Annotated in this window: 11 protein-coding genes; 3 read left to right on the forward strand and 8 right to left on the reverse strand. The window is 71.4% G+C overall.

Annotation, left to right across the window (positions count from 1 at the left end):
* Window positions 1–93: 93 nt before the first annotated feature.
* Entirely contained in the window at window positions 94–840 is a 747-nt protein-coding gene (locus ACWGH4_RS21055) for a YcnI family copper-binding membrane protein (RefSeq protein WP_453463042.1), read from the reverse strand.
* 93 nt (window positions 841–933) lie between these two features.
* Window positions 934–1716 (reverse strand): hypothetical protein, encoded by a 783-nt coding sequence (locus ACWGH4_RS21060; RefSeq protein ID WP_453463045.1) that lies wholly within the window; start codon window positions 1714–1716, stop codon window positions 934–936.
* Window positions 1717–1908: 192 nt separating this feature from the next.
* On the opposite strand from ACWGH4_RS21060, the gene ACWGH4_RS21065 reads away from it, so the two are divergent.
* A complete protein-coding gene (locus ACWGH4_RS21065) occupies window positions 1909–2370 on the forward strand; it encodes an ATP-binding protein (protein WP_441263269.1) in 462 nt (153 codons plus the stop codon).
* A gap of 34 nt (window positions 2371–2404) precedes the next feature.
* Here ACWGH4_RS21065 and ACWGH4_RS21070 read toward each other — a convergent pair whose 3' ends face one another.
* A complete protein-coding gene (locus ACWGH4_RS21070; RefSeq protein WP_453463048.1) occupies window positions 2405–3892 on the reverse strand; it encodes an aminopeptidase P family protein in 1488 nt (495 codons plus the stop codon).
* A 120-nt stretch (window positions 3893–4012) separates the two neighbouring features.
* Entirely contained in the window at window positions 4013–5542 is a 1530-nt protein-coding gene (locus ACWGH4_RS21075) for a PP2C family protein-serine/threonine phosphatase (protein ID WP_453463051.1), read from the reverse strand.
* Window positions 5543–6049: 507 nt separating this feature from the next.
* On the opposite strand from ACWGH4_RS21075, the gene ACWGH4_RS21080 reads away from it, so the two are divergent.
* Both ACWGH4_RS21080 and ACWGH4_RS21085 read left to right on the forward strand, forming a co-directional pair.
* Entirely contained in the window at window positions 6050–6814 is a 765-nt protein-coding gene (locus tag ACWGH4_RS21080; protein WP_441263266.1) for a bifunctional DNA primase/polymerase, read from the forward strand.
* A 226-nt stretch (window positions 6815–7040) separates the two neighbouring features.
* Window positions 7041–7682, forward strand: a complete 642-nt coding sequence (locus tag ACWGH4_RS21085) for a hypothetical protein (protein ID WP_453463055.1) — start codon at window positions 7041–7043, stop codon at window positions 7680–7682.
* 194 nt (window positions 7683–7876) lie between these two features.
* Here ACWGH4_RS21085 and ACWGH4_RS21090 read toward each other — a convergent pair whose 3' ends face one another.
* From ACWGH4_RS21090 to ACWGH4_RS21105, 4 genes are all read right to left on the reverse strand, one after another.
* On the reverse strand, window positions 7877–8869 hold the full coding sequence (locus tag ACWGH4_RS21090; protein ID WP_441263264.1) for a DUF5926 family protein: 993 nt from the start codon (window positions 8867–8869) through the stop codon (window positions 7877–7879).
* A 46-nt stretch (window positions 8870–8915) separates the two neighbouring features.
* Window positions 8916–9065: a hypothetical protein gene (locus tag ACWGH4_RS21095; RefSeq protein ID WP_453463058.1), complete on the reverse strand. Its 150-nt coding sequence runs from the start codon at window positions 9063–9065 to the stop codon at window positions 8916–8918.
* A gap of 228 nt (window positions 9066–9293) precedes the next feature.
* Window positions 9294–9851: an ATP-binding protein gene (locus ACWGH4_RS21100; RefSeq protein ID WP_189474335.1), complete on the reverse strand. Its 558-nt coding sequence runs from the start codon at window positions 9849–9851 to the stop codon at window positions 9294–9296.
* A 130-nt stretch (window positions 9852–9981) separates the two neighbouring features.
* Entirely contained in the window at window positions 9982–10782 is an 801-nt protein-coding gene (locus ACWGH4_RS21105; protein ID WP_453463061.1) for a glycerophosphodiester phosphodiesterase, read from the reverse strand.
* Window positions 10783–11573: the final 791 nt, after the last annotated feature.

An 11573-nucleotide genomic window follows, 5' to 3' on the forward strand; every position in this document is an offset into this window, starting at 1 on the left:
GACCAGCGGCGCTCGCCGGCTGCGGCGGGGCTCCCCGTCGCTCTTGGGGTTGTGCATGGGGTTCTCTTTCAAAGCGGTTCGGTACGGGGCCGGTCAGGCCGAGCGGCGGCGTCCGGCGAGCACGCCGAAGGCCACGCCCGCAGCGCCGACGAGAATGCCGACGACACCCAGGATGCGGGCGATGGAGTCACTGCTGTCGGCGGAGGTGGAAGCGGAGGACATGGCGTCCTTCTCCTCGTGGTCCGAGGCCTTGGCGTCGTCCCCGGCGGCGGCACCGGTCGCGCCCGCGCCGTGGTGGTCGTCGCCGGCGGCCGACAACTTGAGGACGGGAGCGGGGGCCTCGGGCTCCTCGCCACCCTCCACCGGCTCCTCGATCCAGCGCACGACCTCCTTGTTGTCGTACGTCTGGATGGCCTTGAACACCATCTGGTCGGCGTCCTCGGGCAGCGGGCCGAGGGAGAGCGGGAACTGCTGGAACTGGCCCGGTCCGATCTTGCCGCCGTCGGCGGTCCAGGTGACCTTGGTGACGGCTTCGGTGATCTGCTTGCCGTGCACCTCGAGGGGCTTGTCCAGCTTCGACTTGTCGACGGTGACCTTCCAGCCCTGCACGGGCTGCGGCATCACGGACGACAGGGGGTGCTCGGCCGGCAGGTTGATCTCGACCTTCACGGTCGAGGCGTTGTCGCGCTCGTTCGGCACCTTGACGTTGACGACCGCGTAACCGCCCTTGGCGGCCTCGCCCTGCGGCTGGACGCCGACGTGCGCGAAGGCGGCGCCGGAGAACATCAGCACCGAGGTGGCGGCGACGGCGGACGCGGCGGCGATACGGGAAACGTTCATGACAGAAAGCTCCGCGGTGGAGAGAAGTGAGGTGTGCCGGCAACGCGCGGGTGTGCGCGGGCACCGCGGCACCACTCCCGTCGAGGGGCCGCGTCAGGCGCTGAGGACGTATACGGGCGGCGGTCCGCGCCTGATCACCGTGTGCTGGAGTTCCTGACCCGCAGCGGGCAGGGGAGGTCCGTCCACCGGCGGCACGAGGCCCGGCCCCGCGCCCGGTGTCTGCTGAAGACCGGCCCGCAGGGCGCGCACCAGGACCATCGCGGCCCGCAACGGGCGCAACCACGCGATCTGCACGATCTCGTGGGCCGAGTCTGCCGACAGCCGGATAAGCCGTGACAGCGCCGCGTCGCCGCGGCGCATCAGCAGTCCGGTCGCGACGGCCGCCAGCAGGTGCCCGAGCAGCATGGGCAGCGAGGGCAGCAGTTCCGGCGTGGCCACCGCCTGGGCGGTGTGCGTATGTGCCGTGTGGGCGGCCGGATCGATGCCCGCCATGGTGACGATGCGGCGGGCTTCCGCGGGGCTCATGGCGGAGGCCCCCGCTCCGCACACCAGCTTCGCCGCCAGTCTGATCAGGGCGTCGTCGGCCGTCGGCGCCAGCCGCAGATGGCCCTGGCCGGTGGCGAAGAGCGTGTGCAGGGCGAGCTGCCCAGCGGTGAGCACTCCGGCGATAGCGGGCAGCGAACGCTCCCTGCCGGTGAACGGCAGGACGACGACGAAGACCCCGATGAGGCCGAGGGCCAAAGTCCACAGGGGGACCGCCCGGCAGGCGGCGAGCACATGTCCCGTCCCGGACAGCACGACGCAGACCGCGGTGAACACCGCGGCCCTCAGCAGCCGCAGACCGGCTCCGGCGCGTGCTTGGCGTATGGACGACATGGCCGGCTCATCATCGCACTGCGGTGCCGACGCCCGTACGGCAGGTCCGGAAGATCCCCTTTGCCGACATACACCGGTGGGCGCGGAACGCGCATCCGCCGAACGAGGGCCGTCAGCACGACGATGCGCTTACGCAGCGTGCCTTGGGGCAATACGTATCGGTATGTCGAGCCGCGGCCAGGAGGCTGGAGCATGAGCATCTGGTGGTCCCTCCATTTGCGGCGCGAGGCTGCGAGCGTGCCGCTCGCACGGCGCCTGTTGCTGGGCACCATGGAGACCGCTGGCGTCGATCCGGACATCTCCTACGACTTGTCGGTCGCGCTGACCGAGGCATGCGCCAACGCCGTCGAGCACGGCGGCGACCGGGACACCGACGAAGCGTCCGGGGACTACCGCGTGACGGCCTACCTGGACGGCGAGAAGTGCCGCATCGAGGTGGCCGATTCGGGCCCGGGCTTTCCCGTCGGCGGCGCCACCCTGCGTGGCCACAGCGCCGCCCCTGCCCCCGGCCATGCCGAGAGCGGCCGCGGCCTGTGCCTGATCGAGCAGCTCGCCGACCATGTCCACGTCCGCAACAGGCCCGGGCGCGGTGCCGTGGTCAGCTTCGACAAGATCCTCAAATGGCGTGAGGGCGCGCTGCTCGGCGTGTCATGAGCAGCGCGCCCTCACCCGGGCGTTTCCTGTCGGATCAGCTCTGCTGGAGCGAGGCCATCCAGGCCTCCACCTCGTCCGCCTGACGCGGCAGCGCGGCGGAGAGGTTCCTGTTGCCGTCCTCGGTGACGAGGATGTCGTCCTCGATGCGGACGCCGATGCCGCGGTACTCCTCGGGCACGGTCAGGTCGTCGGCCTGGAAGTACAGACCGGGCTCGACGGTGAGGCACATGCCCGGCTCGAGGGTGCCGTCGACGTACGCCTCCGTGCGCGCGGCGGCGCAGTCGTGGACGTCCATGCCGAGCATGTGGCCGGTGCCGTGGAGCGTCCAGCGCCGCTGCAGGCCCAGTTCGATCACCCGCTCGACGGGGCCCTCGACCAGACCCCACTCGACGAGCTTCTCGGCGAGCACCCGCTGCGAGGCGTCGTGGAAGTCGCGGTACTTGGCGCCCGGCCTGACGGCCGCGATACCGGCCTCCTGGGCCTCGTACACGGCGTCGTAGATCTTGCGCTGGATCTCGGTGTACCGGCCGCTGATGGGCAGCGTGCGGGTGACGTCCGCGGTGTAGAGCGTGTGGGTCTCCACGCCGGCGTCGAGCAGCAGCAGGTCGCCGGAGCGGACGGGGCCGTCGTTGCGCACCCAGTGCAGGGTGGTCGCGTGCGGGCCGGCGGCGCAGATCGAGCCGTAGCCGACGTCGTTGCCCTCGACCCGGGCGCGCAGGAAGAAGGTGCCCTCGATGTAGCGCTCGCTGGTGGCCTGAGCCTTGTCGAGGACCTTGACGACGTCCTCGAAGCCGCGGGCGGTGGAGTCGCACGCCTTCTGGAGCTCGCCGATCTCGAAGTCGTCCTTGACGGCGCGGGCTTCCGAGAGGAAGACGCGCAGCTCCTCGTCGCGCTCCTTGGTGACCTTGTCGGTCAGAGCGGCCTCGATGGAGGCGTCGTGGCCACGGACGACCCGTACCGGACCGGTGGCCTCGCTCAGCTTGGCGGCCAGCTCCCGGACGTCCTCGGCGGGAATGCCCAGCAGCTGCTCGGCCTCCGCGAGGGAGTGGCGGCGGCCGACCCACAGCTCGCCCTGGCCCGACAGCCAGAACTCGCCGTTCTCACGGTTGGAGCGCGGCAGGAGGTAGATCGTGGCGACGTGGCCCTCGCCCCTGGGCTCCAGCACCAGGACGCCGTCCTCGGTCTGGTCGCCGGTCAGGTACGCGTACTCGGTCGAGGCGCGGAAGCTGTACTCGGTGTCGTTCGAGCGGGTCTTCAGGTTGCCCGCGGGGACGACCAGTCGCTCGCCCGGGAACCGTGCCGAGAGTGCGGCACGGCGGGCCGCGGTGTGCGCGGCCTGGGCGATGGGCTCGAGACCGTGCAGTTCGGTGTCGGCCCAGCCGGTGGTCATGTTCTCGGCCAGCTCGTCGGACACGCCCGGGTACAGGCCGTTCTTGCGCTGCTTGATCGGCTGCTCCTCGCCCTCCGCGCCTGCTGCGTCCGCAGCAAGATCGGTTTCCGCCGGGGTGAGCTCCTCAGCCACGTCTGCCTCCTGGGCTTGTCGGCCTTGACCGTTTACGACACCTTGCCCCCTCCACCGGGTCGGCGAGGGGACGCTTCCATCGTATGTGTGACCGGAAGAGGCCGGAAAGCGTGTGAGAAATCAGTCAAATCGGGCAACGAGCAGGACGATGTCCTCCCCGTCGCCGGTGCTGCCCGGTCCGTCGGGGAGCACCGACCCGAGGACGTGGTCGGCGATCGCCGCGGGGTCGCCGCGCAGCGCTCGCGGAACGCCCGCCGCGGCGGCGTGGAGCCGGGTGAAGGCGCGGTCCATGGGGTCGCCGGCGCGCCGCAGCAGTCCGTCCGTGTACAGCAGCACCGTTTCTCCCGGCTGGAGGCGGAGTTCGACGCTCGGCGCCTCCCAGCAGGCGAGCATTCCCAGCGGAGCCGACAGCGACGTCTCGACGAACTCGGTGCGCCGGTCGCCGATCAGCAGTGGTGGCGTGTGCCCGGCGCCGGCCAGCACGATCTTTCGCTCGGCGGGTTCGGCGTAGGCGAAGAGAGCGGTCGCCGTGCGCGCGGGCTCGGTGAGGCGCAACAGCAGTTCGAGGTCGGAGAGGACCGCGACCGGATCCTCACCCTCCATCACCGCGTACGCCCGCAGAGAGGCCCGCAGCCTGCCCATCGCGGCGAGCGCGCTGGGGCCGCAGCCGCTGACCGAGCCGACCGCGAGTCCGAGGGCTCCCTCCGGCAGCGGCAGCGCGTCGTACCAGTCGCCGCCGCCGCGAGGGCCGCTGTGATGCCGGGCGGCGAGCTGGACGCCGGGCACCCGGGGCAGTCTGCTGGGCAGCAACTCCTCGGCGACGGTCGCGACGGTCGCACGCGCCTGCTCCAGTTCGAGCAGGCGGGCCAGATGTTCGGTGGCGGAGCGCATGTAGAGCCCGGCCAGGTGGCACTGGCGCTCGACGGGTGCGGCCGGTTCGTCGTAGAGCCAGACGGCCGCGCCGAGTGTGCCGGAGTCCTCTGTCGCTAGCGGCACTGTGTAACTGGCCGCATAGCCGAGGCGGACGGCGACCTCGCGGTGCAGGGGGTGGAGCGAGTCGTCGCCGAGCAGGTCGGGATGGGCGACGGGTCCCGGGACACCGGAGCGGCCGCTTTCGAGGATGCGGCCGTACGCCGTCGCGCCGCGCGGGACCGTCTCGATGTGGCCGAGGTCGGAGCGGCTGAGTCCGAGGCCCCTGGCGAGGCCGGGCCCGCGGTCGTCCTCGAGCGGGCTGTCGCGGGCGGCGTCCCGGCGCGGTTCGAGGACGACCAGGCCGCGGCGGGCTCCGACGAGTGCGGCGCCCGCGCCGAGCAGTTCCTCGAGTGCGTCGTCGAGGGTGCCGGTTCTGATCAGCCGCTCGGTGAGTTCGTGGAGTGTGGTGAGGTCCGAGACCCAGCCGGCCAGGCGGTCCTGAAGCACCGCTCCGGCCGCGGGGGGCGCGGCGGGGACGGGGGGCAGGGTTGAGGGAGTGTGCGCGGGGGCAGGAACAGTTGAGTCGATTCCAGCCACTTTCGGCAGGTGAGGGGCGCTCACGGCAGCCGGCTTTCCGGCAGGTGCGTTTCGCTCAATAGCATCGCAAACCCCCATGTCATTCTGCGCCGCTATCAGTGCATCCACATCTACACGCACACGTAAGGTGATGTCCAGCACTGTCCCGGTGGGATTGGTGGTGTCCGGGCGAGATGGGCGTACCCGTTAACTTGGCCGAAAAATGCACCCGATGGCGGCCGATTGAGGTCGACTGAGGGCGTTCGGCAGGGGGTCCCCCAGGGCGAAGGCCCGGGGGGAAAGCGTCATTGCAAGCGTGCTGGGTACGTAAACGGTGATGACCAGGGGCAGTTGAGAGCGCCCCGGAACCTGGCCGCGGGCCCCGGCGTCCTAACAGCCGGAGGCCGCGCCTCATCCCCGAGTGGCGGGGAAGAAGTACAGCGGGACAGCAAGCGCCAGGCGCGCGCCACCCCTCGCCACACGTTTAATGGACTACAGCCCACGTTCGGCCCTCGGGCGACGATCCTGTCGCCGGCGAAACCGGGGGCCCGCCCATGCCGGCGGCAAGGGGCGATGACGCCGATCAGTACGCGCACTTGTACGCACAGTAATGAGCTGCACACAGATGTGATGTGGACCCCGGCGTTCAACGGAAAGGAACGAGCGCTCATGCGCGAGATCCTCGGAAGGCGACGCAGGCTCCGGTACCGGCGCAAGAAGGGGCCTGATCAGCTTGAAGCGGCGCTGACCTTCGCCGCCGAGTGGCAATGGCCCGTGCTCCCCGGTGCAGGACTGAAATCGGCCGGTGGCGACCGGTCCGAGGGCCGTGGCAGAAACGGCGGCGACCGCGGGTGCGCCTGCCCCGATCCGGAGTGCGTCGTCCCCGGCGCCCACCCCTTCGATCCCGGCCTCCTCGCCGCGACCACCGACGAGCGGATGATCCGCTGGTGGTGGACCAACCGGCCGACCGCCCCGATCATGCTGGCCACCGGTGGCCCGTCCCGGGCCGCGGGCTCCGGCGAAGGCCGCGCGCCCTGTGCCGTGAGCCTTCCCGCGGTGGCCGCAGCGCGTGCGCTGTCGGTGCTGGACCGGATGGACATGCGACTGGGACCGGTGGTCGCCACCCCCACCCGCTGGTCGTTGCTCGTGGCCCCGTACACCCTGGAGCAACTCGGCGAGCTGCTCTTCGTCAAGGACTGCGTGCCCAGTTCACTGCGCTTCCACGGCAGTGGCGGCTATCTGGTGCTGCCCCCCTCGGAGACCGGAACCGGTCAGGTGCGGTGGGAGCGGGCGCCGCTTCCCGGTTCAGCGGCACCATGGCTGCCCGACGTCGAGGCGGTCGTGGACGCTCTTGTCGAGGCGAGCGCGAGCAGCGCGCCCGGCAGCGGGCTCTATCCGCCGGAGGCGGGAGAGGGCAGCCGGCTCACGTACTGAACACCGGCAGCCGGCTCACCTACTGGGAACACCGGCCCGGCAGCGCGGTCACGAACGGGCCGCGCAGGCGGCCGCCACGTCTGCCGCGTCGGGCCCGGCTCGTCACTCGTACGGGTAAGAGGTGGGCCGAACCGGCAGGGACATGGGCGCGCGGCGGCCAGGTGGTCTCGGTCCGCCGATATCTTCGGGCAGTCGTGTCCGAACCTCCGCAGTCGGCTGGTGGCCCATGAATCTCCGCATGTTCGGGCTCGCCGCCGTGGTGGTGACGGCCACGCTGGTACCGATCGTCGCGTCGGCCGGACCGGCGGGGCCGCGACCGGCGAACGGAACGGGAACTGCCCCTGCCGACGACGCGAAGGGCCGGCGAGCGACCGCACCCGGTCTGCTGTCGGGGCTCGAGGCGTCCGATGGAGACGACATGGGAGCGGCCGGCGCCGCCGGCGCCCGGGACGAGCCTGCCGACGCCGCGGCGTCGGGGCGCGAAGAGACCGGCGGCGACGATGACGCGGTCCCGCGGACGGACTCCCGATGTGGGCCGGAACTCGCCTCTGCCGGCGGCGTCGAGGCGCAGACCTGTGTGCTCACGCGGGGCGGCCGGACCTGGGGCCGCGCCTATTACCGCAATGCGACCGGTGAGGAATTGACGTCCGTACTCGCTCTGATGGCACCGGACGGACGCACTGTGCAGACCAACTGCAAGGTCGAGGCGGGCGATGAGCCACGTACGTGTGAAACTCCTCGTGAGCCTTCGGTCGGCAGCGCTTCCGACTACCGGGCGATCGCCGAGTTCGCCGTTCACGACGGAACGGGAGACGGGCCGCTGCTGCTCCGCTCCGGGAGCAACTCCCAAGAGTTCACGGGCCGTTGAGATGCCGGAGGCGTCCGGGAAATGGAAACGCCCGATCGCTGGCGACGGGGGATGCACCAGCGACCGGGCTTCTAGAACGGTAACAAGAGATCTGCGGTTCGCAAATTCGATCTCTCGTATTCGGACAGGGATTTACCTTCCGAATGAGTGACTTGTGACAGGTGTCACCCGGTGCGCACCGGTAATCGTCACTCTCAGCTGAGCGTCACCTGGCGGTTGGTGAGACCGCCGCGCGCCCGGCGTTCCTCGGCGGTGAGCGGGGCGTCGCTCTCCAGCGCGGCGGCCAGCCGCTCGGCGAACTCGGCGGCGGGCTTCTCGCAGTCCTCGGCGCCCATCGTGGTCGGCAGGTCCCACACCGGAACCATCAGCCCGTGCGCACGGAAGGAGCCCACCAGACGGGTCCCTTCACCCAGCGACGAGGTGCCGGCCGCGTGCAGCCTGGCCAGTGCGTCGAGCAGCTGCTCCTCGGGGTGCGGCATGACCCAGCGGAGGTGGTTCTTCTCCGGGGTCTCGCACCAGTAGGCGGCGTCGACGCCCGAGAGCTTCACCGTCGGGATCGCCGCGGCGTTGGCGCGTTCGAGGGAGGCGGCCACCTCGGGGGAGGCCTGCTCGGCCGAGGCCGGGACCCAGAACTCGAAACCGGAGTGGACGGTCGGCTCGAAAGCGGCGTCCGGGTCGAGCAGGTCCTGCAGCCGCACGCCGTCGGCCGGTGCGGTGGCGGCGGTGACCGGGGTGCCGGGCTGGGCGGTGAGTGCCCGCTGGAGCGTTCCGGCGAGGTCGCGGCTGAGATCGCCGGAGGGGGTGTCGTTCTGCAGGCCGAGGAGGACGGAGCCGTCGTCGCGCCGCAGGGCCGGCCATGCCATGGGCAGTACCGTCGCGAGCGTCACGGAGGGCACGCCCTCGGGAAGGCCGCCCTTCAGGGTGAGTTCGACGGTCGCGGCGGGCACCAGCTCACGCAGGGCCACCCAGTCGCACTCTCCCGGCAGCCCCTCGAAGGGGCGCTGGACCAGCTCCGTCACGGCGTGGGACGCCGCCCGGCCGTGACATGCCTTGTAGCGGCGGCCGGAGCCGCAGGGGCAGGGCTCGCGGGCTCCCACCACCGGAACCGGCTCGTCGACGCCTGCGGTGCGGGCCCCGTTCCTGAGCTGAGGCTTCGTCGCCTTCGTCTGGGGGCGCTTCTTGGCCATGGTGTGGCTTTCTCCCGATTGCGGCGGTGCTGTGTCGGGCGCGAGCCTAGCCGTACGCCGCCTCCGTGAGGGAGCAGCGGGGCGAGGCGCCGCGGAAGTCCACGCCGCGGAGGTCGTCGAAGTCGCCGTTGCCGCCCAAATTGAAGAAGCTCCCGGAGCTTCCGATGGCGATGAGCCTGCCGGAGCCGTAGGCCACCGGAGCCGGAGGAGCCTTTGAAGCTGCCGGACCGCCGACCCTTTGCCGCTGCCGGCTTCGCTGGAACTGCTCGAACGGCCGGCGTTGCCGGGACTGCTCGAACGGCCGGCGTTGCCGGAACCGCAGAAGCCGTACCGGCGCGGCGCGTTCGCTCCGGCACCGGCTGCGGGCCTCCCCGGCCCGGCTCGCTCCGACGCGTGGACGGGTCGAAAGCCCTGCGGGAGGACCTCAGTCGAGATCGTCGAAAGCGTCCGCGAAGTCGAACGCGGGACCGCCGACGCGCGTAGCGAAATCCTCGCGGCGGTGCCCTTCCGTGACGATCACCCAGACGGTGACCTCACCGGCCGCACTGTCACGCACTCCCCACTCCTGCGCCAGCGCCGTGATGATGTTGAGCCCGCGGCCACCCCGTGCGGTGACCGAGGGCGTGGCCGGAACAGGGCGGGTCGGACCGCCTCCGTCCGTCACCTCGACCGTGAGCCGCCCCGCCTTGTCGACCCGCCACGCGGCCCGTACGTCACCGTCTCCCGCGTCCCCGTTCCCCAACGGCCTGCCGTGCCGGCAGGCGTTGCTCAGCAGCTCGGAAAGGATCAGAACTGCGTCGTCGACGACCGTTTCCGGGACACCACTGCGGTTCAGCTGTTCGCGCATCCTGTGTCGCGCCTCACCCACGCCCGCAGGGCCATGGGGTACGGCCATGCTCGACGACGTGGGCACCTCCTGTGCCACCACAAACGCCACCCCCGAGACCTCCTTTGCCCCACGCCACGGTGTGAATGCCCCAATGGACTGGACCGGAAACCGGCCAAGGGTGGAGCAGTGACGTACTCGACACGATCGCTTACGCGCCGAACGCGCCGGTGCACTCCCCGCGAGGCGCTCCGAAGGCCGAGGTCCCGAGGCCGGGCGAGCCGGATCAGAGGCGGCCCAGCTGTTCGAGCACCTGCTTGGGGCGGTTGGTGATGATGGCCTCCACGCCGAGCCGCGCACAGAGCTCGACGTCCTCCGGCTCGTCGACGGTCCAGACATGGACGGGGTGGCCCGCGCGGTGCAGCCTGGCGACGTAGCTCGGGTGGTTGCGTACGACGCGAATGCCCGGACCGGCGATCCGCGCACCGGCGGGCAGTCGTCCGTCGCGCATCCGCGGGGTCATGAACTGCATCAGGTACACGGTGGGGAGCGTCGGCGCGGCCGCGGAGATCCGGCTCAGGGAGCGGGCCGAGAAGCTCATGACCCGGACCGCGGAGTCGGTGGGCGAGGCCGGCGCGGCCAGCCCGAACCGTCCCAGCAGCTGGAGCAGCCGCTCCTCCACCTGTCCCGCCCAGCGTGTGGGGTGCTTGGTCTCGATGGCCAGCTCGACACGGCGTCCCGCGTCCGCCACCAGCTCCAGCAGCCGCTCCAGCGTGAGCACGGAGGTGAGGGACGGGTCCTTCCAGTCGGGACTCTCCGCCGCGTCCTTCCACGAACCGAAGTCGAGCGCCGCGAGATCCGCGAGCTCCAGGGCCGAGACCGCACCCCGCCCGTTGGACGTGCGGTTCACCCGGCGGTCGTGGACGCACACCAGATGACCGTCGGCGGTGAGCCGTACATCGCACTCGAGGGCGTCCGCGCCGTCCTCGATCGCCTTTCGGTAGGCGGCCAGGGTGTGCTCGGGGGCGTCTTCGGAGGCACCGCGGTGCGCGACGACCTGAATGCTGTGCTGCCGTGCTTGGGTCACCGCGTCATGGTGTCATCGCCGCGGGGTAGGCGGCGTGCAGGGTGCCGGACAACGTCCGCCACCCTGTGGACGCGGTCGGCGAGGAGAGGCGGTCCGTCGGGGAGGACCCGAGGGAATGACCCGACGGAACGACCCCGGAGGGCGCCGTGGAAGTGCGCCCTTATTGTCGGAAGTAAAGGATTGCCGGAATACACACAGGTCCTGCTTACAGTGGCCTGACGTGCAGTGGTAAAAGCTGGCCGCGGACACTTGCACAGCGGAAGTCATGACGTGACGTACTGCCGGCCCGTGCGGACCCCGCCGCTCGCCGGAGACGACGTGGAACCTGAGGAGAAAGAGCTGTGAGCACCGAGAACGAGGGCAACGCGGTCCCTGCCGCCCCGTCCGTACCTCCTGTGCCGGGCGCCGCTCCCGAGGGATCGACGTCTCCCGGGCCCGGAGAGGGGCCGCAGGACGCGGCACACGGGTCCGCCGGTTCCCCCTCTGCTTCTGTCCCCTCCCATTCCGCGCCGCCCGCCCATGAGCCGGCGGCCTCCGCGGAGCAGCCCGGGCACGCCCCGCGGCCCGAGCCCGCCGCGGCACCGGCCCACGGCCACGGCGGTCAGACACCTGCTCCTCCGGCCGCCGCTCCCGCGGGCGCGCAGCAGGCCGGCGCGGACTGGCCCCCGCCGCCTACGCTCCCCTCATACGGAGGCGGCAGCGGCGGCGGACCCGCCTGGGGTGCGCCGGTCCCGGCGCACGAGCCCCGGCGCCGGCGTGCGGGCGGGCTGGCGGCGGGGGTGCTCGCCGCG

The organism is Streptomyces sp. NPDC054847 (assembly GCF_053610925.1).

Bases quoted from the DNA above. Each gene is read 5' to 3' on its own strand.
- ACWGH4_RS21055 (WP_453463042.1), bottom strand. From the start codon at position 840: ATGAACGTTTCCCGTATCGCCGCCGCGTCCGCCGTCGCCGCCACCTCG.
- ACWGH4_RS21060 (WP_453463045.1), bottom strand. From the start codon at position 1,716: ATGTCGTCCATACGCCAAGCACGCGCCGGAGCCGGTCTGCGGCTGCTG.
- ACWGH4_RS21065 (WP_441263269.1), top strand. From the start codon at position 1,909: ATGAGCATCTGGTGGTCCCTCCATTTGCGGCGCGAGGCTGCGAGCGTG.
- ACWGH4_RS21080 (WP_441263266.1), top strand. From the start codon at position 6,050: ATGCGCGAGATCCTCGGAAGGCGACGCAGGCTCCGGTACCGGCGCAAG.
- ACWGH4_RS21085 (WP_453463055.1), top strand. From the start codon at position 7,041: ATGAATCTCCGCATGTTCGGGCTCGCCGCCGTGGTGGTGACGGCCACG.
- ACWGH4_RS21090 (WP_441263264.1), bottom strand. From the start codon at position 8,869: ATGGCCAAGAAGCGCCCCCAGACGAAGGCGACGAAGCCTCAGCTCAGG.